This window comes from Paenibacillus terrae, assembly GCF_000943545.1.
GTDB classification, from domain to species: domain Bacteria; phylum Bacillota; class Bacilli; order Paenibacillales; family Paenibacillaceae; genus Paenibacillus; species Paenibacillus terrae_A.
Window position 1 is genome coordinate 105,244 of sequence record NZ_JTHP01000003.1, and the last position, 22,886, is coordinate 128,129.

The following is a 22,886-nucleotide window of genomic DNA, read 5'->3' on the forward strand; positions in this document are numbered from 1 at the left end:
GATTCGGTTTCATCCCCTTATCCTTGTTATTCTGTTATGCTTATCTTATTTTGATTTAATCATTTTAACGTGATTATTGAAATCAAACAACATGGCTTTTATGGTAGTCCACACACAAATCAGGATTACACGAAGGGAAACGGGGTAAATGAAAGCATGGATTGACATCCTTTAACGTATACAGGTACATTCGAATGAGGTTTTTTTCTCGAAAAGGGTTATATTCTATAACATACATATTTTTTTGCGAATCGGAAGGAGAGTCAAACTCCATGAACATCGTCATATGCGGAGGTACTGGATTAGTAGGGTGTGCGCTGACCAAAAGCTTGCTCAACGACGGGCATACGGTGAAGGTAATCACCCGTAAACCCATGGTAGGTCACGAAGCGAGCCCACGCTTGCAATATATGAGCTGGAACGAACTGAAACAAAAGCCGGAAGCATTAGAGGGTACAGATGTGGCCGTTAATTTGGCAGGAGAGACGCTGAATCAGCGCTGGACGGACAAGTCCAAGCAAAAAATTCTCCAATCACGCCTGTTGTCTGTTGCCAAATTGGCCCAAGCACTAAATGCTCTGCAAAAAAAGCCGGAAGTTATCATTCAGGCTTCGGCTGTCGCCGCCTACGGTACGTCCCTTACTGAAACGTTCGATGAAACCAGCTCGTGCCGTTCGGAAGACTTTCTGTCTCAAGTGGTCGAGCAGTGGGAGGAAGCCGCCAACGCCTACCCTTCCGATGCCCGGTTAATCAAACTGCGCATTAGTCTCGTACTGGACAGCAAACGCGGTGCATTTCCACTGATGAAGCTGCCTTACAGCTTCGGATTCGGCGGTAAAATAGGCAGCGGCCATCAATGGATGAGCTGGATTCATATTAAGGATATCGTCCGCCTGATCACCCACTGCATCCATGCGCCGGATATCACCGGGGCTGTGAACGCTTCATCACCACACCCGTTGACGAACGACCAGTTTGGTAAAACCGTGGCTGAGGTATACCACCGTCCACACTGGTTTCCCGTTCCCGGCGTTCTCGTACAAAAGCTAGTCGGTGAGATGAGTACCCTCATATTGGACGGTCAAAAAGTAATCCCGCGCAAGGCGCTGGAGCACGGATTTCAGTTTAACTATCCTTCACTGAAGGAAGCACTGGAGGAACTACATTCTCCCCATAAGCGGCATTGAATTGATTTTAAAAAGAGGAACTCTGGACTGATAAGATCTTTATCAGCTTAGGGTTCCTCTTTTATTAGGTATGAAATATTTTCACACAAGATGATTAATTAAAATAAACCATAGAGCCCTTCCTTATTTCGTCTAACTCGCACTTTGTTCCATCTAATTTATCAAAGGTTTTTCAAGTTTATATTGAATGGCTTTTTCACACGTACCATCAGCAGTTTCCCACTCCCAAAACGCAATAATGTCAACGGGTTCAAGGAAATATAAAGTTAAGGCATTCACTGGATTTGCAGTGTACAATTTCATAAACTCTTCGTCTGAAAGTTGATTATACGTAAGATATTGCTCTTGCATCGCTCTTAGGAGAAGAAGCGTACTTTCCTCGTTCACATTAACAATTCGATTAACAAAAGCATTTCGTCTTTCAACCGTATTCAGTATAATTTGCATAGCATTTCGAGTGTGCGAAGCATCAGAACTAATACTGAGCATACTAATTAGATCATTAGTAGTGAGATCAGGATTATATGGGGCTTGCTCTATAATATACGTCCATTTATCGTCACTTCCATTTTAAAATACTCGAATAGCGTCTGAAACATTATAGCCAATCGTTTGCCATTTTCGATTAAGCACGTCAATAATGTGGTAATAATACAACTCTGTTTCTTCACTACTTACTTCTTGTCCCCAAACTTTTAGTATGCAAATAATGTTTTTAATGTCTTGTTTGTTGAATTTATATCTTGTAATCATAAGTATCATCTCCAGTTCTATTCTGGTAAAATGGCCATAGCAAAGCTAAGGGTGTTGTACACCCCATTATTAAGATGATATAATCTTTTGACGGATATAGACATCTAACGACCATATAAACAATATAAGACTATACACATCTATTGTTAATAATAATTCAATATGTTCTTGGAGGCTATCCATTGTCATGAAGATTAAATTCGAATTAACCTGTAACTTGGAAAGAATTCTTAAGAAAAAAAACATTACACCTTATAAGCTATCAAAAGATACAGGAGAGAGAATCGGAACGATCTATAAATTAGTGAATAATCAGGGTCTGGATAATTCACGTCTTTCGACCTCATTGCTTGCCAATATCTGTGGATATTTAGGAATAACTTTAGGGGAATTATTTGACGTTATTCAAGTGGAAGAAACTGAATAAACCTCCTATCTTTTAAAATACAAAAGAAGCCCAGAGCATTAATCGGGCTCCTTCTTTATACATATCAAACTACCCTTCACTCAAGAGGCATTGGAAGAAGATTTAAAAGATTCCAGCCGATAAGTATAGGATACTCCGGCTATTTTAAAAGTATCTCCGTCCTTCATTGCATACTCCTTGTAAGGCACCATCGGCTCTCCGTTCAGAACGCTTCCGTTCGTCGAGGACAAATCCTTGACGATGTGACCTTGTCCTTCTGCATCTATACAAAGCTCAATATGAGAACGGGACGCTCCCTCCGTTTGTTCTACAAACTGGACCAATTGCGGGTCTCTTCCGATGAAGAAGCTGCCTGCAACAAATTGGTCCGACTGCAATCGGATGCGCTCGGCCGCTCCACTTCCCGGTGGCTTACGTTCCAGACAGGCAATCGGTGATTTTTGAACGTATGGAATATGTACCCCTTGATCTGCACGAAGCAGCACCGTTTCCTGCCTTGATGTAGCATTTAGCAGTTCCGTCACACCAGACAAGGATTTATAATATGCCTCGCTGGTATCACTGGCTTCCAAATCATTCCTCCGATCCGCACCTATCTCCTGCGGCTCATGCAAGTCGTGACGTGCAGAAGCTTTACCTCTTTCTCCCGCCTGGCTACCCATATTTTCAGATTCCGGGTCAGGAAAAGACCAGCGCCAGCTTTCCTGTCCTTGATCACCTGAATTGGAAGAGTGCTTATCCTTATTCTGACGTCCTGCTACGAATCCGGTTAGCTTATCGACCTGATAACGGTCATTTTTCCACTGTGCAGGAGAAGCTGCGCCAAGCCATTCCGAATCCAGCACAGGGACTGAATCAGCATAGGTATGCGACGAAGCATCCTTGCGTCCCCATTTTCCTGTCCAGCTCATATAAGCAACGACTGCGAGTACCAAGGTAAGCACTACGGAAATACCAAGCGGCACCGTATCTGGATGGTCCAGATAAATATATCGCCACACGATGGCTGAAGCTAGCATACAGCCTAAAGCAATGTACGTTTTATATTTCTGCAATGCAGGCTCCGTTTCTTCTATTTCTACATCTGCCTCATCATTCTCCTGGGGCTTCACGGACGGCTTGAGCCGATTGATCCGTTTAAGCTCCTGAATCTCCTGTAGCGTATCCTGATCCTCATGCATTTTTTTCTGGATTCTCGGATCCCTTGAGGCGAAAAATTTGTATTCCTCTCCTTGCCCACTTCCTTCTTGACTCGCTGAATAATCACGCGTTGACGAATGACCGGATAAGGATTGATCAGCATACGGAAAAGATTTTCCGTATGCTGTTGAATGCAATCCATCACGCTCTCCTCGAACTCCCATTCGAACACGGGTATCTCTGCTGCGTCCTTCTCCATCTTCACTTTGAGAGCTAAAGCTGTCTGCGCCGACCGCCATCCCTTGCAACAGCAGCTCCTTCAACGCTCCCGGATCAAATTCGTTCCTGTCGCACAGTTCAAATATGCGCTGCATAGGGGCCCCTTGAAAATGAACCACACGTGTCATCAAGCGAATAACCAATTGCTTAAATTGGCTCCCAGCCTGTCCTTCATACAATACACCCTGCAAAGGGACATAGGTTAAACTGACGTTTTCCCTTGAACCTGAACCGCTCATAAAAATATAATCTTCGTGTAAAATAAATTGCCGCATATCCAGCATATACCGCGGACTACGATGGAGAGCATCCACTACTGCAAAAAGAATACGATAGAAATCGGAAGTCGACACTCCCCCTCCCTTCCATACCTGGGACAGCATACGTTGACCCGAAATATCGTAGTGCAGCTCCACCTGAAAATCGACTTCCTTGATTCTCAGCTCCAGAAGACCGGGAATCCGATTGCCAGTCATCATTCCGGTTTGCACGGAATTTAAATCATCGGTCTTAAGCCCGCCTTCCTTGTTTAAAATCATAAATGTCCCGCCGTTGCGGGCAAAATCCCTGCTTAAACCAAACAAATCATGACCTCCTTAGCATTTTCCCGATCTCCGTGAGTACCCTGCTATCTACCTAACCGAACCTGTTATGGCAAAAAATAAAGATAAGCACTGATCGCTCCCGGAATGACGGCGGTCATAAAAGGAAACCTGAGGTGTGCCTCCCTCCCGTTCGTCAGCGCCTTGCCGCTGCGAAACAGAAAGAATCCTCCCAGATTAAAAGCCACACGCCGCAATCTCATTATGGTTTCCCGTCTCCACAGAAGGATCACCAAACCAATAATACCCGCGAAAAAAATCGAATAGAGAGCCGACTGCCATGCAAAAGCAGCCCCCGTCCATGCTCCGATCAAGCCAAACAGCTTCACATCGCCAGCACCTACAGCTCCCATCCAGTACAGAATCAACATGAAGCCGAATCCCGTCCCCAATCCAGCCGCTGCAAATAAAAATCCATGCCATCCCCCAAATATCGTATTAAACAGCAAGCCCATTGCCATGCCGGGCAGCGTAAGCTTGTTAGGAATTTTCATACTACGTAAATCCGTGACCAGCGCAATCGCCAGTAAAGCACCACATACGATATACATCCACGTCAATGCAATTCCCCCTTAATGATAAGCACGAAGCGTTTCAAACCTTTTCCATCGTTATTTTCTCTATCTATTCGCATCGTTCCCATATATCCGTGCTATCGTGATCCATGTGTGTTCCTCTCCCCGTCGGTCGTCTTCTCTACCGAAAATGGAACCTCGATACGTTGTCCATCGTCCGTTTCGATCACAAAGCTCCATTGACCGGGTGTCGTTTTTGTACCTACAAACCAGTTCCATTCAATAATCCCGTCCGCATCGGCAGAGGTCCAGCCCAAGTGTTGAGCCGTGCTTTGGCCCGACTTATAAAGTACAGAAAGATTAGCTGACGTTCCGGGTTCCACTTTGGCCTTGATCAAGTTATATACACCCTTCACGGCAGGCTCAGGCTTGACAAGCAACTGTATGGAGCTCTGGGCATTGTTAGCCGCTGTAGCATCTCCTGTACCTGTTCCCTCTCCCGTGTCACCGATCCAGAGACGTTCCTCTGCCGCTGTCTGGAGTACAATACTACGATACAGAAAAGGAACCTTCATCGGCAGCTCATAAGACAGCTCCACCCTAAAATAAGGGTCCTTAGTTCCCGCAAGAGACGGCACATACACGCTCGTTACGTGTATACGGTCGTACTCGAGAATGCTATCCTCTATAAAAGGCTTTAACAGTGGCTTTAGAACAGGATCAAGCGCGGCTTCTGTCAAGCGCCCACGTAGCTCCTCCATGGGCTTTTTTCCCCCCTGCACAGCGCTTTCTACCCAATCACCGATGGGAGGTGGCAGCTGGGTAGCGAATTGGCTTGCATATTCACTCACAGATAACTTGGGCAGCTCATCCAGCGGTTGGCGAACTGCATCTATTTTCGCAGATGCCGCATCCACCGCCAGAGTCACCGGATAGATTTTAGCCGAAACCTGTTTTACCGCTTCTGAAGCGGTGGTCTGCAAGGCTGTAGATACCAGCGTCATCTGTACCATATAAATTAGAAAAATAATAAAAAATAGAAACAACGGCAACACTAGCGACGCCTCTAAAACGATACTTCCTTGTTCACGGCGACTCCGTCCACCAATCCGCTGTAAATACCGATTAATAAGAAAAATGCGCTGTTTTCGTAACATAGTACACACTTCCCTTAATGCTTTCGCCTTCCTCTGAGGCAGTGCCCAGCATCTTCATCACCCCAGGTAAAAACAACAGCCTCATCCCGTTCTTAACCTCGCCCCTTACATACGTTTGCCGTTCAGCAGGATTGACATCTGTATTCAGGCGGATCAAGGCCAGCATACGGGACATTTTCCGTTCATTATTGCTATGGAGCATGAGGAACAATCTCAAATGATCCTTGTACGTCATTCGAAATTTCAGAAAATCAGACAGAGGCACATACCCCTTCTGAGCCAGCATAATCATATCTTCAATCGCCTTCTCTACCCCATATAAAAGAGCTGCCGCCAAAACAACCAACGGATTGCCCTTGGAGCTATTTTTGACCAAACCCTCCATCGTGCGAATGGCCAGCCTCATAGCAAAAATCTCGCCATAAGCGGAGGCCAGGTTTCCGGTCGGGTTATGGAAACCGTACAGAATGTACTCGACCTCCTGATTATTCAACTCCAGTTGATCTCCCAAAATTTGCGCTGTATTCCCCACCCTCCCACCTGATCCGGCTAAACTGCCAAATCGGCTAAAATCTACGTGATTAAAGTAAGAAAGCGCATATTCATTCTGGAAAAATTCATCCCCTAGTTGCGTCAGCAAGCCGGATGCCGCCCCGTATAGACCATCCATACTGTCCATGGAAGCTCCTGCCGCATCATAGGTATCATAGGACAAATCAGCCGATACAGACGGGCTGGATGCAGACTGGTTAAAGGAGATACTTTCATTGTAATACTGCTCCAGCTTTTGAAATGGTCCGGCACTTTGCGACCCTTTGGAAAGCATTTCAATGATCTGATAGGCTTGCTTGAGCTTGCTCTTCGCCTCTTTTTCCATTTTTTTGCGTTCTTTATCAGGTCCACGTCGCGTGTCCATTGCTCTGGCTTCACCATCAAGTACATTAGAAGGTCCTGACCAGGCATATGCATTCAAATATTGATCCATTTCCTTGAGCGTTGAGATCACTTCTTGTCTGAACATATCTGTATTGAGATTCGGATCTGTATAAAAGGATAATGTGCGGATCATACTCGTTAATCTGTTGTTAACCGTATGAATAGCTATTCGTTGCTTTTCTATAGTCGCTTCCATCTGATCAAATTCCTTATCTGGAATCAATAAATCGTCAGCCTTCTGCCTTGCGCTTCCTATAGACGGATCAGCACTGGAGCTCCCTCCACTCGGAGTAGGGGCTGCGGAAACCTCATCATACCCTGCATTGGCAGCCCTCTGTTTATATTGAGCAATGACTTGACGCATCTCTTCGTTAATTTGCCTTGCTTCATTCAGCGGCTCCTTAGCCTCTACAAGCAGCTCATCATGCTCTTTTCCTACCTTGGTCATGGCTTGGCCCAGACGATCAAGTGCCGATCTCGCCCTTCTCGCATATTTCTCGATCTGCATGATTTTAACGTCGTCTACACTCTTTTTATTATCCTCATACACATGCACGTAATGCTTATATTGGGCGGCAATATCGGCTACAACCTCAAGCGAATCCCAAATATACTGATTGGGGATATACGCGCCCCTCTGTTTAATGATCCGTTTGCGAACCTCTTCCATATAAGCTCCTGCCTCACGCTGCTTCTCCAGCATGTCATCCAGCTTAGCCTCGCGTTTGTCATACAGCTTTTGCAGCCGTTTCAGCAAATCGACCGTGTGCGAAGCCTCTTTCATATTCTGAGAGAGCGGCTTCAGCTTTTCGAGCACTTCCACTGTAAAATCGACAGGCGCTTTATACTTCATTTCTTCACGAATCTGCTCGTTAAATATGGCATATTTACCAAGCTCTCTTTCCATGTGCAAAGAGCTTGAATCCAGCTTCGTGTTCATAAGTGGCAGTGTGTCTGCACGCGGCGTGCGCTTGGCGCTGTCGTTCAGTACTTTGACCATAATTTGCTCTCCGCTGCTCTCACCATAGGCAAACAGACCATAATCCTGTTGTAATGCCGGATCATAGGCAGACATGACTGAACGAACCGCCGCATGGGTCAACCGTTCAGTTTGCACATGTAGCGCGGCAATTCGTGCATAATCAATAAAAACAGCAATAAAGCCAAACATGACCGCTAAAATCAGAATCAAAAAGACCGTGACGGCTCCTAACTCGCTATCCTTAGCATTACGTCCTTTTCCAAACACTCGCTTCCTCCCTTCCAGTCCATTCGTGTTCTCCGCTTCTTACGGACCGTTCTGTCCATATTGCGTTAATACTTGTCCTGCAACTGCCGGATTTATCTTTTCACCTGAGCCTCTGCCCATAAATTTTGCTCCGTAATATCGAACCAGCTCTACCGTGCGAATCCATTCCACAGGCTCTACCACACCCGAGCTCATTGTTCCCTGTAAATCTGTCTGATCCAGAAACTGATTCAGCAAAGGCACTTTCACTATTTTATTCAGCTCTGTCGTCACCTTACGGTTGATCAGGCTGTTCTCATATGTCATCTGTCCCTGCATACCGGCAGGCATGCCACTCTCGGCGTGGGACAGCTTCTGGGCGGGCAAATCGCCTCCTCCACCGCCACCGGGCACCTGCACACTTACCTGATTATTGGCTCCAGCCCAGCCAAACAAGGCACCCAGCATGGCATCATCCTTCAAGCGCCAATAAAGCGAATCTCGTTGTCCTTGGGTGAATGCGCCTGTACGCGGTTCCTTGAAGCTGTTATCCCAGCTATAAGCGGCTCGTTCCGAAGCTGTAGAAGCAACCTGCACCAAGATGGATTTTTGATATATGTACAGGCAAAAAAATAACATCACAAAAATGACCAGCAACAGTATGGGAAAGACGAGGGAAGCTTCCAATGAGAAGCTCCCTTCCTCTTTGTGTGCCAAATTGCGCAGCATTATGAATCCATGAAGTCGTTACTCTTTTTATCCGCTTTTTTCAACAGACCTTCTACAATCTTCTTGATCTGATCCTTGAAAATAATCGCCACCGCAATCAGAATCGCGATAATCAGAATCATTTCCAACGTACCCAAACCGTCCTCATCCTTGTACAATTTACGAATACTACCTGTTACTAATGTCATCATCGTTGTATTCCTCCTACATATTCATCATCATTAAGGCGGGAGCACCCACCAGCACAATAACCGTTAGCAAAATCAGCGCCATCGGAAATACCAGCTTAGACGAAGCCTGCTCCCCTCTTGTGCGGCTAATCGAAGTCCGCTTGTTCCATAACGTCTGGGACAACTCACGTAAAGCCATTACAAAATCGCTCCCGCCGCGTCTCATATTCAGCAACACTGTTGTCGTAAACACCGTCATTTCCTGAATGCCGCAGCGCTTGCTCAAATGCTCAAATGCCTGTTGAAAGGAATAGCCGCTTTCCCATTCCCCCACCGTCTGACGCAGCTCCCGGTACAACGGATGTACCGTATCCGCCCCTTTGCGCTCCACGCAATGAAGCAATGCCCGCTGTACCGTCTCGCCTGCGCCGACCAAAAGCATGATTTTACTCAGTAATTCAGGCAATTCCATTAAAATTTGCTGATCCCGCTTCTGTACCTTTCCGTGCAGATCCTTGACCAGCGCGATGGGTACCAGAATACCCAGCCCCAATCCGAGCACCAGCCCGGTCGCATCCCCGCCCATCATGAGCGATATTAAAGCTCCACCAGCCGCCATCATGTATCCGTAACCCACCATTTCGGCCAGAAAAAGCATCGTTTTTTCCCCACTGTTGCGCATACCGTACAGCTTTTGTACTGAGCGCTGGAGCTTGAACATCAGCAAAGGCAGTCTTTGGGCGGCACGTGAAGCATGGATCATGTGTACGAAAGGAACCGAGAGCCTTTGCAGCCGCAGTCCTTCCAGCTTCATATGGCGAAAGCTCGCATACTTAGCACCGTATATCTGGTTCAGCACCACCCAACCTCCCACTTGCAGAACCAGCATGACCAGACAAACCAACATCACCACGCCTATCTCTCCTTACACCTCAATTTTCATAATGTGGTTAATCCATACGAGGCAGCCACCAAGCACCAATAGGCAAAAGGTAGACAAAATCATACCTGTCCCGCTGTATAACGGCATCATGTAATCTCCCGCAGTCATGGTCATAAACAGTACAAACAGAAAAGGCGCCGCAAACATAACCCTCGATTCAAAACGTTTCTGCGCGATCATCACACCGATCTCTTGCTGAATTTCCAGCTTCTCCCCTATAACACTTGAAGCCCGTCGCACGACCTCCACCAGATCACCCCCGGTTCGTTTGCAAGCTGCAAACACGTCCGCAAAATTCGTAATGTCCTCCATCTGCGCCCGACGAGCAAAATCCTGCAAAGCCGTCTCCACGGGTTGTCCAATTTCCAGACAGGCTGTAATAATGTTAAATTCAAAAATCAGATCATGATCTCCATCCGGGCTAAGCAGCCTCAAATCCTCTACGGCCTCACGAAAGCCGTTCTCCACCGACCTCCCCGCCGAAAGGGAAGACGAGAGCGAATATAAAGCCTGCTTGAATTGAATGCCCAGAGCCGACCTGCGCCGTTGCAGCAAAAACTGACGAAAATAACGAGGCGTCACCAAAGCTCCAGCAGCGCACAGCAACGACAGTATCCATTGATGATAAAAAAGATAGCCGATCATCGCGAAGAGCACACCACTAAAGAGAATACACAGGCTTTTTTGCACAGGTGACAATGTATATACCGTATAGTCCGGCAGGGAAGTAGCCTGACGGGATGCTTGCTCCGGCTTCACAGCCGCTTTTCCTGGCTTCATACCGACTCTTCCCCCCTGCTCCAGCTTTCCGGCTTCATCCCGGCCATTTGCAGCTTCAGCGTATGTTGCAGACCTTCACCGCAACGCTCCAGCCCTCCGACGATGCGTCCTTTACTTTCGCCCCGTTCCTGAAAACGATAGAGCGGATTGAGCACCACTTCACCATTTTCAAAGCCAGTTACTTCGCTAATTTCCAGCACCCGTCTGGATTTGTCCCGCAATCGTGACAAATGCACGAATATATCAATGGCCGAGCTGATCTGCTGCCGTACCACACCTAGTGGCAGCTCAGCCCCGCCCAGCACCATCGTCTCCAGTCTACTGACCATATCGCGGATATTATTTGCGTGTCCCGTCGATAGCGATCCATCATGTCCTGTGTTCATCGCCTGTACAATGTTTATAATAAGGTCATTAAAAAAACAAAAAAAGTGAAGGATACCCCCTCACTCTCCATACTGCTCCATAAAGGCTATTTCCTCCTCATAGAGCATTTCCTCTTCGTAAATCTCTTGCTTTATAGTTGGGTTGTTATTTATAATGTCATCCTCATCAGAATCAAGAAATCTCCAGTTGATTTCTCTAAAAGTTTCATCCTCATAAGTTGTTATAGTAATTCGTTGAAGAAATTTACGTAATACCACATTACTCAAATCATTCAAATCGAGGCTATTCAACTCTTTATTGAAATCTTCAAATTTTAACTTTAAACTATATATTTCATCATCAATAAAATTCAATCTTTTAATTTCATTTTGTAACTTTTGCATTTCCGAATCAATAGATTGATTTCTGGTATTATATTCTTCGTCAGAAATAAATTTTTTAACTACCAACCTAAAGTTAGTCTCCTTCTCTTCAGCTAATTCAGTCAACCTTTCAGTATGTTCCTTTATTGTTTTAGCAAAGTCAACTGTTTGATATCTATTTTCAATTAGCTTTGTGTAGTACCAATCATTTATTTCTGGAGCATTGACACGTTCCTTTATCTCTTCTTTTATCCATTCAAGCATTTCTTCTTCTCTTACTAAATTACGATATTCACATACAGAATTTCCGTATTGTTCATGATTACGACAATAATAATAATGGTGTGTCTGACGAGTTGTTTTTTGTACTTTTTTTCTCATCATCCCACCGCAATTTCCACAACATAATAAATTACTAAATAAATGAGAGGTTGAATATCTTCCCCTACCATTTGTCTCAGCACCTGTTCTAACTTTTTTCCCATCATCATGTTTTGTGTTGTATGTGAAACTCTCAATATGCGGTCTACTAGCCATTTCAGCCTTTGCCCTAAAGAAAATCTCGTCATCTATAATTCTAAGTAGTTGATCATCATAAATAATCTGCTTATCGATTGGTATTTTCTCAATTAGATTAGAATTAATATCAGACTTTCTTGTTCTATGCTGTCTAACTTTACCTAAATAAATTTCATTTTTTAAAATCTTAGCAACATGTGATCCAGTCCATTTACCTCCACGCTTAGTTGGTATTTGATCATCTACATACAGTTTTTTAGCTATTTTATTCACTCCATATAAATCATTAATGTATAACTTATATATATTTCTGACTACTTCAGCTTCATACTCATTAATAACTAGTTTGCCCTTAATAATATTATAGCCGTATGGTTCTCTACCTGACCAAATGCCTTTTTTAGCCGCTTCTTTCTTTGCCCACTGTATACTATCACTTTTCGACGTACTTTCCGCTTCAGCTAAAGTCGCAAACAGTTGAATCTTAAGCATATCGGCGTTGTTTAGTGAGAAAGATTGTATATCTTCAAACCACACGCCTACACCAATTTTTTTTAATTCGTCAATGTGAATCAGCATCTCTTTTACATTACGACCAAATCTGCTGACAGATTTAGTTAATATAACATCAAAGAATCCAGCTTTAGCATCTTTCATCATTTGAAGAAAAGCTTTACGGTACTTAGTTGATTTAGCACCGGAAAAACCTTCATCGACGTATCCCTTATATGGAATATTTCCTCCATCCCTGCTACTGAAAACACCAGATTCAGACAATATATAGTCATGATCCTCTGCGTACTTCATTAAGCCACTAATTTGATTATCTATTGATTGCTTTTGCTCTTCTTTGTCTGTTGAGCATCTAGCATAATATGTAGCAATTCTCTTCATAAGCACCTTCCTTATAATGAATACTATGTTTATATAAAGGTTATCATTAAAACAAAAAAAATAATAGCTTAATTACGTATCAGACACACTACAGCATGTTAATTGTAGATATTTTTTTTATTACCACATAAAATGTATTTATCAAACATAAGGAAGTGTACCAATGAAATCATTAAATCAGCAAACAACGGTAATTTTATTATTACTCTTATTATCTGTATTCGGAATTTTTATATTATTTTTTCCCAAATTCGAAATGGCACTCTTTATCTTCTCATATGCTACTCCTGTTCTTTTTTTAATAATACAACTACTACAAATTTTTTATTCTAGGAAATTCATTAAGCTTCCTGCCAAGTGTCAATACAACTGGTTTAACCGAATTGAAATACACATTGGAAAAAAAATAAAATACCGAAGAGATTTCATTAGGCAAATGCATAAACTATTAGTTATATCGAAAAAAAGAAAAGCGAAAGTAACTGCATATACTTGGCTAGTTTCATCTAAAAACATCAAAAATTTATTAGGAGATTGCGCAACAGTAACAACACCTAGTCCTTTCGAAGAGTTTTCCCAAAAATTTTTAAATAAGATATATAGAAAAGTTCTAAAAGAAAAGAAGAATATCCTCCTACCTTTCATAAAGGTTGAGATAGATACTAATAAAATAACTCAAAATCAGTTAGATGACATTGCGCTTAAATATAAATTATAACCTGCGATATCCTTCTATTCTATTTGTTAAAAAGTTCAGACAAGATTACGAGGAGATAATTTATATGACATTTACTGCTTGGATAATTCTCACAATCATTATTCTGATTATAATTGACATTAATGTTCTCGACAGTTTTGAAAAGACACTTATACAACCAATCAAACAGAAATTTAAATCTAAATCCACATTTTATAATTACAGAAAAACCAAATTGCTGTATCAGGCATATCAAAGTGAAGCACCCTATGACTTGAAGCTTCATAAAGATTATTTAGAATATATCACCCCCAAAAGTAATTTCTTTTTAATCCTTATAGATTCTTTTATAAAGCTGATCTACCCTCTATTCACCTTTATTATTCTATTTCTTTTAACGTCTAACAGCACTTTATTTCAAATGAGGATTAATAAATCTGATAACAATGATACTCCTACTCTCATTGAGAATTTCATTAAAGTAATCAATAATATTGTTGAGAATAACGTAACAAGCATCTTGCTTATTACTCTTTTTGTAGCCCTCTTATTCATTTGCACAAGCTTAATTCATGACAGAAAATCAAAAATTGTTGAGCTTCACAAAAATCTTATTGACCGAATAATTGAAGAAAAAGAGAAAGATGATTCTTTAGATTAAGATAAAAAAGTAAAATCCCAATTCTTCAGGTAGAAGAGTTGGGATTTTATCTATAGAAAAATATATAGATATTTATAAATGGACTAAATAATATCCAACTTATTAAAATATTCATCAATATTTAGGCGTAAACTTATGATGTTACCCGCAGTATTTCCGTTTTGTATTTCTAGATTTTTCACAAATCCTATACGTTCATTAGTGTAGAACGCTAATCTATGTGGAAAACAATCGAGAGTAATAAATTTGACTCCAGCAATTTGTTCTCTCATATCGAATGCTTTTAAAATAGCATACTGTATTAGCCATTTACCAATGCCTTGCTTTTGGAAGTTCTTATGTACCGCCAATCTAGCTATTTTTACGGAAGGAAAAATCTCATAGCCAATTTCTCCGTTATTTCTTTCTGAATAATTAAGTCGAATTCCATCAGCACATAAAGACAAGTAACCTATAATAACTCCATCATTGTTTTTAGCTAAAAAAGTTGTGTTATAACCTTCAGCTTGTTCAGCTAAAGATTCGTCCGCTAAGAATTTATTCATGTCTTCCGAATGGCGACGAAGCTCTTTTCTTTTTCTGTTATGGATCGAACGATATTCATCTTCATTGATACAATCAAAATTAGATAGGTTATCTAAATCATCCTCAGATAGCCTATCTATAGTATATCCTTCATAAGACATATTATTTTCCTTTTCCTTCAAAAGACTTAAAATATTCTTTAAGTTTAAGGGCATTCTGTCTGGATTTTTCGGTTGGTTTATTTTCGAGTGATTTAAGCAATCTTTGTGCATCACGTCCGTACAGTGTCGGGGTCGCAGCCATTTGAGTAGCCATCTTTTTTCCCTTCTTTCTTTTGTCCACTTTTCATGTCATCTCCTATCAACTTAGATAGAAGATATATATGACGAAAAACAAGAAAATATGTTTAATAGGTTTACTAAGTAAACTCTATTGAATTTCATTGTATCATATTGCACGTGTTATATGCTACGTGAAACGAAGAAAAAATGGTACGATTTTCGTCTGAAAATAGACGATACTTTGAGGTATATTTCAAGTTAAAATAAGTCACAAAAAAGTTGGAAAGAAAAACGCCTAGAAATAGGAGCTTGGAGTCAATCAAATCCATTAAGTTTTGGACTAATTTTAAGACAAAATATCTAACAATCAATTAGTTTGTGAATTCTTTTATTCTTATACATAATTTTTAGGATTCCTAACCTAACTCTAAACTTTCTTAACACAGCCTTTACGTTCGTCTGAAGCTACTTTTATGTACATGCTCACTCTGCTGGTAGCTTTTTAATACAACCACTAATGTTAAAATGCCAATTTTATAAACTATCCATTGAATACTAGCCAGATGAATCCGTAGATTAAAGCCATTAGTCCTATCATGCACGACAAGCAAAAAAGTAAAAGCATGAGAACAAATTTTTTACCTTCCATAATAAACACCTCATTAAAGAATATAAAACAGCTAGAAGAAGTCGGCTACGATCCAATCAACTTTACATAAGAAAGGAATATGTAAAGGATACTATAGGTCGTTGTGTCCAAACACGCTAACCAATCAAGCGCATCACCTCCCCAATATATCAAAATCTCATATTATAAGCTTTTTATCTATTTAAACTAATTTTAAATTTGGCTTATTCATTTTCATGTCTGTGATATTCCCAAACTCGTCCACTGTACTTGTGAATGATGGTAGCGGCTTGCCAATGATCTCCTGAACCATATCCAGAACGTCAAAGCCCTGTTGCTTCATCAATTTAATACATTCATGCATGAGGTATCCCGATACAGCACTGTCATTCAATAAAACACTATCTGTAGCAGCAAAATCTAAGAATGCACTTCCATCAATTACATCTGGCAAATCCTCAATTGCTTCAATCGTTCCTTTATAGTTCAATCTGCTCCAATCGTCCCTATCTTTATCCCGATTGAAGGAAAACAATCCAAGGAATTCGTCTTTCGTAAGAGGGTGCATATCGAAAAAGATTATATAGTGTTGTAGGCTAGGATAATTCTTCTCAAAAGCTTCCTTTAAACTGGAATCAATCTCAAGCATCATGGCCTTCTTATTTTCAAAATCATTCTTAACCTGTTTGGTTACTTCATCCAAATTATCACGAATATATGTACAAATACGTTTAGCTTCATTTGATGCCTTTCTAAAAACTCTTTCATATTGATTAACTTTATTACCCATATTATTCAGATAAATGATAGCGCTAGTCGTCTTTATTTTTGGTATTCTATAAGATACATCTGTCATTAATTCTACGGCTTCCTTGGATGTTCTGATTAAACCAGATTGAGACACTGTGAACTTACGATCTGCCTTTAAATCCTCAAAAGCACTAATCATCTGCATCATACAGTCATCAAGCTCGTTGAGCTTTTGTTTAATCTCAAAGTTTTTGTCCATTTCTACTTTCTCCCTTTAAATATGTATTGGTATAACCGATCTATTATTTGATTTTACTTCTCAACCTATTAAATTATTTTCTACAAAATTTATTCATTAAATCTAAGTAATCATCTATGAGCTTTTCTTGTTCATCAATATATTTATCAAAAACTCCTGTAAAATTCTCCAAGTCGTTTAGAGTTAAATTTAAATCAATTGATCCTTTAATCATCTTCTTCAATTGAACGGTCATGCTTTCTGCCACTTGTTTCCCTTTGTTGCGTAGCATTTGCAATTCATCATTAATAGAAAAGTCTGCCTTTTGCATAACATCTTCTGTTGTTTCAATAATTCCCAGGAATTTCTCATACATCACACCAGCATCGACCTGCATTTTAACAGGAATTTCAACTGTATTATTCATTTAATCGCTCCTTTTTATATGTATTATTTTATATAATTCTGGCTGTATTTCATGTGAAGACAATCCAACACTAGCTCAATCCACATCACCCCTTTCAAGCCACTTCATTCAATGAACAATCGTTTGCGAATGTACACCCTCAATTTCGCTGATTTTTAAACTAGCCATGTCAAGGCTAGAGCGCATTGAATCTAGCCTTTTAGTGGTATCATCGGTTATTTCTTTAACATCACTAATATGCGCTCTTGTCATAGCTTGAATAGTATTTTTGACCTCCTCTACATATTCCCTAATCATCTGCTGGCTCTTCTTTGTCTTTAAATGAGAACTACACATCAAATCGACACCTTTCTCAAGTACTTTTTCAGCGTTATCAAAAGCCTCATTAAATTTATTCATCTCATATTTTCTCCTCGTATATGTATTGGTGTTAATTCTGTTGCTACTTTTATGGCTCCTACTTTAAGCATATGACAAAGGAAATAAATCGTTAAGGTTTGTTATACTTTTTTTATTTTCCGTGCCTTCATCATCTAATTAGACGTGCATCTAATTAATTCAATCAATCTATTTGCTACTTCTGCAACGGGTAACGATTAGAAAACTCCCCTTATCGGGTCGTGTTCTAACATTTACAGCATGGCATACGCCACATTGTTCATCTCATACACTGTTAACCTTATCCAAATCAAACGACTCAGATAATTAAACCAATTTTTACATCTCACCAATCTCGTCAGTGTATTCAAGAGTTTGATCGAAATATAGGCGAAAAAGGCATGTTTTTGACTATAACTTACAAAATTAAATGTGCAAAAAGCATAGGTAAACATTGAGTTTTTCATCAATCTCGTCAAATTTCTATATATTATATATAGGGAGATTGGATAGATTAATATCTGACAAGTTCAAGAATCTCAATTAGTATATCCTCGTATGAGGAGAGACAAGGTATTGGAAATGTTTTCTCCAATATCCTTCCCTCGCATAAGTAGTTGAAAGATCACAATCTAATGATTGAGCGGTATTCAATTCGAATCTGCTTTGTGTTTATGTACGTTTGGACGAGAATTAAATCTTTATTAAAGTGTCTTGCAAAATTAGTGCTGGAAATATTGAATTGCTTACCAATATCTTTCTTTAGATACGTTCCCGGTGGCTGTTTAAGTAACCAATCAACAATTTTCTCTGTCATTGTATCTTCATTTGATGATCCTGAAACACCATTTAATTCATGTCTGCTAACAAAATCATCTACAGCTAATAGGATTGGTTTGGCTATCTTGATATGTTTCAATTGTTTGGCTACCCCTCCATAAACCTCTTCTTCATTTGTCACAATATATATTTCTGCTTGAGGTTTGGGATTGCGTTGTACCCGTTTCACTGTCTGATACATATCAGATATGATTGTGGATTGCCTAATTTTCTCTAGGTCAGCATTTTTGAAAGACTTAGTTTTCCCATTCTTAACAACACCAAATCCAATTCTCCAATCATGCCTATCCGTGTATTGGCATAAATGTATTACATGGGCCTCAAACCGTGAATTAGGTGTACCAAGCAAATAGCAACAGTCAAAGTCACGCCAAGTATTTTTTCCAATTAGATTCCCATACCAGTTAACCGATATAGATTCGCCATTATATTCATCCCCTATGGCAATATCCGTGAATTCAATTTGTCTGAGTTGACGAATAAAATCACCTTCATCACCGTTAGCAGATAACACGAACTCCTTATGTAAGACAATCAAATAGCGCTTATCAAGCTTAAAGTTACGCTTAATGAAATTTGATACTTTCTCGAAATAACCATTGTTGCCTGTCTCAGTGTTCAGCTTCTTATGAATGCTGGTTTTGCTGGTGCTGCATTTAATGTGCGTTATCGTTGAGCCTGAATGGTCAATAAGCTTGGATTGTTTATCCAAAATAAATTTGATATTCCCGTTCTTCACACCGTATAGGTGATCTATCTGCCCGTTAGCGTCTAGTATTACATTGTTGTCTAGACAAAACAATCTGTGCTTTCTGTTATATGTACTGAGCGAATGATAATTATAATAGCATGTGTTTTTATAAAATAATTCTAGTTTTTGTACGATGCCTTTGAGATTATTATAGACTGGTAATCCTTTGTCACGGATAATCTCTGCATTGTTTTTATTTATGACATTACACAACTCATAGACAGGCTCCAAGCTATCTATTTTGGGATGACACCTTATGATCCCTGTGCTTGAGAGCTTTTTCCCTTCACTCGTCTTCATTCGCTCACATGCATTAACCTGATCAAGCAAGCCTTTGGTCGCATCATACAACAAGGGATGAAGAGTATGCGGTAAAATAGAAAATAGATTATTATACTCCGACCTACTGAAACTGGCAATATCAAAGTCGATACGTTCATCTATAATTTGTGTATGTCTGCCCTCTGTGAACGATTGCCTCAATTCATCATCTTCACACAGCATTTTATAGCGTGAATGCGTAATAATGAGAACATCCGAATCACGTACAACCTCAAGATTATGGCGATAATGCTTCTGCCAACTTTCACTTGTAATCCCAATAACATGCTGACCTTTGCCTATAATTCGTACGCTACTGTCTCCAAATCCTTGGTACAATCTGTCTACATTTTCACCTATGTACTCTTCTGAATCTTCAACGTCCTTAGCAAACCGCTTCACCAACAGAAACTTCCTGTGTGGTTGCCCATAATTGATACCTGTAAACTGATAGGACTCTATATAGTCTCTCAAAATCTTATTTGTTTCCACAGACTTCCCTAATGAAGCCTCCAAATCAATGACCACAAATGTATTCGGGTCTGTTTCACCATCTAAAATCCTCCGTTTCATATTTAAAATTTTATTTGTATACTTCTCACCATAAACGTCAGAAAATGTTGGAATAGAACGATTGGAATGTATTAGTTTAGCCCCTTACTGGCATTCTGCTGGCATACTCATGAAACTCATGATCGGTTTTATAATCTGCCATTGCCTGTTGTAAGCGTTCACTAGAGCAAAACAAATAAACATTCCTGTCACTCTTTAAATCATCACCAATCGCAACCAGCATAAATCCCTTTAATTGAAGGTAAAGAGATAGTTTGCGCGAATGAATGACAGTTGTCTCCTTAGATATATAGACCACTCCCGTTGTTTTTCAGTTTTCAAAGATCACACAACAAATAAACTTAACGATTCATATCAGAAAGAAAAAATAAAACAATATTAAGTTGCCAATCCTAAAAATAATTTCATTTCTTCTATCTAATCTAGTATTCATCTCATCTACTTACTGTGTTGTAAATCTACTTTGTTGATTGTATTCGTGGTAATGCATATGTATTGTCTACTACTTAACTTTCATTCCCTTTGATCCCGTTTCATCTTCGCTTCATTTTGCGTCTCCTTTTCTTTGTGATTCCAACTGAATTCGCTACGTTCAAATGGTGTGTTTATAATATAGCACCGTCCTACAATACTGTCAAGAATATTTTTCAAAAAAAAGATATTGGAGGAAACTTACGTTTTACCAGCAAGTACAATCAGAGATACTTATAATGAAGAAATAAATTTGATCCGCTATTATTTCAGTCTAATTGATCCTACTCTATTCATTTTCGCCAATAGATTCTGCAATGTCTTTCAGATGGACATTTCGCCATTTTATCGGGCGCTCTGATCGCTTATCCAAGTACAACAATTTGTCACGGTTTGAAGCATGGTGTATGCAAATATCATCCCCCTTATTCTTATAGGCTAGCTATGAAAAAGCTCACTCCCATTTTAAGAAGTGAGCTTAGTTGAAAAAGTAAATTCACAGAAGTTATAATTTATTCCAAGAGACCTCAGCAGCCTCAACAATTAATACCACTACATCTTCCTCACCATTAAGAATAATTTTTATACGCTCCTCTTTGCTGTCAGATGCAACTAATTCAACCTCTAATATTTCATTACTATCTAATGAATAATTATCAGGTTGAATTTCATAGAATACCACTTCGGTAAATTTTAGAATACCAAGCTGCATCTCTGGTTCTGTTTCAATATAATTAGGCTGTTTCCACTGACACAATTCTAACGTCAATTTCAGGTGTTTCTCTTCTTTATCATATAATATATCTTCTACAAGGCTATCATGAAGCGTGTAAGATTCGATAAATTCTGATGATTTCATTCTTATCCTCCTAAGGTACTATGTGAGATGCTTTTGAGCCTTTTGGTACAGGGTTTCCATCAACATCTAAATAGTAATCATTTTTTCCAGTGCTATTTGGATTGTGTATATGGTAATGGTCTTTGCCTTCAAATCCATTTGCTCCCGGTTTTCCCGGATCAAATCTTACCTTCAATCCTGTTTCAGGATCAATATACTCTCTGGATTGAGTGTTTTTAGCCATACCTTCCGGTGTCGCATCTCTCCATCCACTACTCATCAATTCTTTTGGATCTTTTGGCAAATTGTTTGTAGATAACTTACTATCACCAGTCCCCTCAGTCACTTTCACTTGTAACTTGCTAGGTTTAACAGGATGAGCAGCTTCCGCAGCCTTAATCAAATCAGTCTTTGAGAACCTATACGATCCCGACTTAAGTTTAAAACCTCTATTGATTTTAACACGACCACCGCCATATCTCCCAATCGCCGCAAAGCTGGAAAATACGCTGCTGGCAACCAATAAGTTGGCATGCCATCTAGGCAATTGTTCTCCCGTCCAAGGATTATATCCTTCTTTGAAGGCTTCCATTTGCACCAAGTTAATGTCTACATCATCTGATCCATTATTAATCTTGATGTCCCCATTTTTGAGTGCTTCATTGTAGGCAAGGGTTGCTTTTGCTGCTTCCTGATCTGTCTTACCGTCTTTACTGAGAATCCACATATTCCCCACAAGATTTTTGTCATATTTATCAAAATTGTAAGATGGTTTGCCTTGTTCAGAACCTTTTGTAGCCATCATTCCTAACGTAGTGGCAAGTGGAGGAAGACCAGCACTGGCTAAGGACATACTCCCTTGTTCAACATCAGCTAATCTAAATTTATCTGCATGGTGGCGTAGTTCTTTAGCAATGGAGTCCGTAAGTGTAACAAAGTCATTCATATTCTTCTGAGAGATCTGGAAGGAATAGTAAAAATGTTCTTTAGTCAGTCCTTCCCACAATTGCCCCATAGATGAAATTTGTTGTACTAAATTACTATTCATTTGAGTTGCCGTTTGCTGTGCTAACTTAAATTTCTTAGAAATGGATATAAGCTGTTCAGGTGTCACTTTAATGGTTGTCATAATATACCTCTGTTTGAGTTCGTTATGACATAATAACACTATTCAAATTTATGGAAAACGACCTTAATTCCTAATTGTTATGAGAAGGATTAACCTTTCTACCTACGCCTAAAGACTTAAATCCTCTCTAACTCAACAATACATTTAGCAAGCTCCAGCCATACAAATCAAAAAGGCTAGACGGACAATCCCATCTAACCTCTTCCTAAACTGATTATATGATTTAGTGTTCTGCCTTGTTTCTCAATGTGAATGATTAAATTCCCCCGTGGTGACCTGTTGGTTCGTAACTAGATCCTTTGTCTTGAAATTGTGTGGGTGTGGTCACCACTGCTACTAGCATAAAACTGGTCACGAATAAGGTTAGAAT

General features: G+C 40.2%; 23 protein-coding genes and 1 pseudogene. 4 read left to right on the forward strand and 20 right to left on the reverse strand.

Annotation, left to right across the window (positions count from 1 at the left end):
* The first annotated feature begins 272 nt into the window (after nt 1-272).
* The gene (locus QD47_RS02840; protein WP_044644694.1) at nt 273-1,187 is read left to right on the forward strand and encodes a TIGR01777 family oxidoreductase; all 915 of its coding nucleotides are present in this window, start codon (nt 273-275) and stop codon (nt 1,185-1,187) included.
* Between the two features lie 570 nt (nt 1,188-1,757).
* Here QD47_RS02840 and QD47_RS32895 read toward each other — a convergent pair.
* Nucleotides 1,758-1,940 carry a hypothetical protein gene (locus tag QD47_RS32895; RefSeq protein WP_044644696.1) on the reverse strand — a complete coding sequence of 61 codons (183 nt, stop codon included), beginning with the start codon at nt 1,938-1,940 and terminating at the stop codon, nt 1,758-1,760.
* Between the two features lie 187 nt (nt 1,941-2,127).
* Between QD47_RS32895 and QD47_RS02855 the strand changes: the two genes are divergently transcribed.
* A complete protein-coding gene (locus QD47_RS02855; RefSeq protein WP_044644697.1) occupies nt 2,128-2,367 on the forward strand; it encodes a helix-turn-helix domain-containing protein in 240 nt (79 codons plus the stop codon).
* Between the two features lie 80 nt (nt 2,368-2,447).
* On the opposite strand, the gene QD47_RS02860 is transcribed toward QD47_RS02855, so the two are convergent.
* The 10 genes and pseudogenes from QD47_RS02860 to QD47_RS02905 all read right to left on the reverse strand — a co-directional run bounded on the left by QD47_RS02860 (nt 2,448) and on the right by QD47_RS02905 (nt 13,008).
* Nucleotides 2,448-4,370 (reverse strand): DUF6382 domain-containing protein, encoded by a 1,923-nt coding sequence (locus QD47_RS02860; protein WP_044644698.1) that lies wholly within the window; start codon nt 4,368-4,370, stop codon nt 2,448-2,450.
* Nucleotides 4,371-4,435: 65 nt separating this feature from the next.
* The gene (locus tag QD47_RS02865) at nt 4,436-4,948 is read right to left on the reverse strand and encodes an A24 family peptidase (protein ID WP_044644699.1); all 513 of its coding nucleotides are present in this window, start codon (nt 4,946-4,948) and stop codon (nt 4,436-4,438) included.
* A gap of 92 nt (nt 4,949-5,040) precedes the next feature.
* Entirely contained in the window at nt 5,041-6,060 is a 1,020-nt protein-coding gene (locus QD47_RS02870; protein WP_044644700.1) for a TadE/TadG family type IV pilus assembly protein, read from the reverse strand.
* Nucleotides 6,029-8,245, reverse strand: coding sequence for a hypothetical protein (locus QD47_RS02875; protein ID WP_044644701.1), 2,217 nt, complete (start codon nt 8,243-8,245; stop codon nt 6,029-6,031). The genes QD47_RS02870 and QD47_RS02875 overlap by 32 nt, the downstream gene beginning before the upstream one ends.
* 39 nt (nt 8,246-8,284) lie before the next feature.
* Nucleotides 8,285-8,953: a TadE family protein gene (locus QD47_RS02880; RefSeq protein ID WP_044644702.1), complete on the reverse strand. Its 669-nt coding sequence runs from the start codon at nt 8,951-8,953 to the stop codon at nt 8,285-8,287.
* Complete coding sequence (locus QD47_RS02885) at nt 8,953-9,144, reverse strand: Flp1 family type IVb pilin (protein WP_013309278.1); 192 nt, start codon at nt 9,142-9,144, stop codon at nt 8,953-8,955. Before QD47_RS02885 ends, QD47_RS02880 begins: the two co-directional genes overlap by 1 nt.
* Nucleotides 9,145-9,157: 13 nt before the next feature.
* Nucleotides 9,158-10,030, reverse strand: coding sequence for a type II secretion system F family protein (locus tag QD47_RS02890; RefSeq protein WP_044644778.1), 873 nt, complete (start codon nt 10,028-10,030; stop codon nt 9,158-9,160).
* An 18-nt stretch (nt 10,031-10,048) separates the two neighbouring features.
* Complete coding sequence (locus QD47_RS02895; RefSeq protein WP_044644703.1) at nt 10,049-10,846, reverse strand: type II secretion system F family protein; 798 nt, start codon at nt 10,844-10,846, stop codon at nt 10,049-10,051.
* A pseudogene (locus QD47_RS02900) lies at nt 10,843-11,250 on the reverse strand (ATPase, T2SS/T4P/T4SS family); the annotation flags it as partial. The gene QD47_RS02895 and the pseudogene QD47_RS02900, both read right to left, overlap by 4 nt.
* Before the next feature lie 42 nt (nt 11,251-11,292).
* Nucleotides 11,293-13,008, reverse strand: coding sequence for a recombinase family protein (locus QD47_RS02905; RefSeq protein WP_044644705.1), 1,716 nt, complete (start codon nt 13,006-13,008; stop codon nt 11,293-11,295).
* A gap of 163 nt (nt 13,009-13,171) precedes the next feature.
* Between QD47_RS02905 and QD47_RS02910 the strand changes: the two genes are divergently transcribed.
* Both QD47_RS02910 and QD47_RS02915 read left to right on the forward strand, forming a co-directional pair.
* Complete coding sequence (locus QD47_RS02910) at nt 13,172-13,726, forward strand: hypothetical protein (protein ID WP_044644706.1); 555 nt, start codon at nt 13,172-13,174, stop codon at nt 13,724-13,726.
* Nucleotides 13,727-13,790: 64 nt separating this feature from the next.
* Nucleotides 13,791-14,366: a hypothetical protein gene (locus QD47_RS02915; RefSeq protein ID WP_044644707.1), complete on the forward strand. Its 576-nt coding sequence runs from the start codon at nt 13,791-13,793 to the stop codon at nt 14,364-14,366.
* Between the two features lie 83 nt (nt 14,367-14,449).
* Here the strand turns inward: QD47_RS02915 and QD47_RS02920 are convergent, their stop codons facing one another.
* From QD47_RS02920 to QD47_RS32900, 9 genes are all read right to left on the reverse strand, one after another.
* Entirely contained in the window at nt 14,450-15,052 is a 603-nt protein-coding gene (locus tag QD47_RS02920) for a GNAT family N-acetyltransferase (protein WP_044644708.1), read from the reverse strand.
* A 1-nt stretch (nt 15,053) separates the two neighbouring features.
* Entirely contained in the window at nt 15,054-15,233 is a 180-nt protein-coding gene (locus tag QD47_RS32375) for a hypothetical protein (RefSeq protein WP_044644709.1), read from the reverse strand.
* A 769-nt stretch (nt 15,234-16,002) separates the two neighbouring features.
* Nucleotides 16,003-16,809 (reverse strand): hypothetical protein, encoded by an 807-nt coding sequence (locus tag QD47_RS02930; protein ID WP_044644710.1) that lies wholly within the window; start codon nt 16,807-16,809, stop codon nt 16,003-16,005.
* A gap of 73 nt (nt 16,810-16,882) precedes the next feature.
* A complete protein-coding gene (locus QD47_RS02935; protein ID WP_044644711.1) occupies nt 16,883-17,215 on the reverse strand; it encodes a hypothetical protein in 333 nt (110 codons plus the stop codon).
* 108 nt (nt 17,216-17,323) lie between these two features.
* Entirely contained in the window at nt 17,324-17,614 is a 291-nt protein-coding gene (locus QD47_RS02940; protein ID WP_044644712.1) for a hypothetical protein, read from the reverse strand.
* Nucleotides 17,615-18,218: 604 nt separating this feature from the next.
* Nucleotides 18,219-19,907, reverse strand: a complete 1,689-nt coding sequence (locus tag QD47_RS02945) for a hypothetical protein (protein ID WP_235332167.1) — start codon at nt 19,905-19,907, stop codon at nt 18,219-18,221.
* A 247-nt stretch (nt 19,908-20,154) separates the two neighbouring features.
* Nucleotides 20,155-20,376 carry a DUF5659 domain-containing protein gene (locus QD47_RS34020; RefSeq protein WP_412177955.1) on the reverse strand — a complete coding sequence of 74 codons (222 nt, stop codon included), beginning with the start codon at nt 20,374-20,376 and terminating at the stop codon, nt 20,155-20,157.
* Between the two features lie 678 nt (nt 20,377-21,054).
* The gene (locus QD47_RS02950) at nt 21,055-21,408 is read right to left on the reverse strand and encodes a hypothetical protein (protein WP_044644714.1); all 354 of its coding nucleotides are present in this window, start codon (nt 21,406-21,408) and stop codon (nt 21,055-21,057) included.
* Between the two features lie 10 nt (nt 21,409-21,418).
* Nucleotides 21,419-22,516 carry a WXG100 family type VII secretion target gene (locus tag QD47_RS32900; RefSeq protein ID WP_235332168.1) on the reverse strand — a complete coding sequence of 366 codons (1,098 nt, stop codon included), beginning with the start codon at nt 22,514-22,516 and terminating at the stop codon, nt 21,419-21,421.
* Nucleotides 22,517-22,886 lie beyond the last annotated feature (370 nt).

What these genes read in the sequence shown, in the direction of transcription:
- QD47_RS02890 (WP_044644778.1), bottom strand. Translation starts at nt 10,030, where the DNA reads ATGTTGGTTTGTCTGGTCATGCTGGTTCTGCAAGTGGGAGGTTGGGTG.
- QD47_RS02895 (WP_044644703.1), bottom strand. Translation starts at nt 10,846, where the DNA reads ATGAAGCCAGGAAAAGCGGCTGTGAAGCCGGAGCAAGCATCCCGTCAG.
- QD47_RS02910 (WP_044644706.1), top strand. Translation starts at nt 13,172, where the DNA reads ATGAAATCATTAAATCAGCAAACAACGGTAATTTTATTATTACTCTTA.
- QD47_RS02920 (WP_044644708.1), bottom strand. Translation starts at nt 15,052, where the DNA reads ATGTCTTATGAAGGATATACTATAGATAGGCTATCTGAGGATGATTTA.
- QD47_RS02930 (WP_044644710.1), bottom strand. Translation starts at nt 16,809, where the DNA reads ATGGACAAAAACTTTGAGATTAAACAAAAGCTCAACGAGCTTGATGAC.
- QD47_RS02935 (WP_044644711.1), bottom strand. Translation starts at nt 17,215, where the DNA reads ATGAATAATACAGTTGAAATTCCTGTTAAAATGCAGGTCGATGCTGGT.
- QD47_RS02885 (WP_013309278.1), bottom strand. Translation starts at nt 9,144, where the DNA reads ATGATGACATTAGTAACAGGTAGTATTCGTAAATTGTACAAGGATGAG.
- QD47_RS02905 (WP_044644705.1), bottom strand. Translation starts at nt 13,008, where the DNA reads ATGAAGAGAATTGCTACATATTATGCTAGATGCTCAACAGACAAAGAA.
- QD47_RS02940 (WP_044644712.1), bottom strand. Translation starts at nt 17,614, where the DNA reads ATGAATAAATTTAATGAGGCTTTTGATAACGCTGAAAAAGTACTTGAG.
- QD47_RS02840 (WP_044644694.1), top strand. Translation starts at nt 273, where the DNA reads ATGAACATCGTCATATGCGGAGGTACTGGATTAGTAGGGTGTGCGCTG.
- QD47_RS02915 (WP_044644707.1), top strand. Translation starts at nt 13,791, where the DNA reads ATGACATTTACTGCTTGGATAATTCTCACAATCATTATTCTGATTATA.
- QD47_RS02880 (WP_044644702.1), bottom strand. Translation starts at nt 8,953, where the DNA reads ATGCTGCGCAATTTGGCACACAAAGAGGAAGGGAGCTTCTCATTGGAA.
- QD47_RS02855 (WP_044644697.1), top strand. Translation starts at nt 2,128, where the DNA reads ATGAAGATTAAATTCGAATTAACCTGTAACTTGGAAAGAATTCTTAAG.
- QD47_RS32900 (WP_235332168.1), bottom strand. Translation starts at nt 22,516, where the DNA reads ATGACAACCATTAAAGTGACACCTGAACAGCTTATATCCATTTCTAAG.
- QD47_RS32895 (WP_044644696.1), bottom strand. Translation starts at nt 1,940, where the DNA reads ATGATTACAAGATATAAATTCAACAAACAAGACATTAAAAACATTATT.
- QD47_RS02950 (WP_044644714.1), bottom strand. Translation starts at nt 21,408, where the DNA reads ATGAAATCATCAGAATTTATCGAATCTTACACGCTTCATGATAGCCTT.
- QD47_RS02870 (WP_044644700.1), bottom strand. Translation starts at nt 6,060, where the DNA reads ATGTTACGAAAACAGCGCATTTTTCTTATTAATCGGTATTTACAGCGG.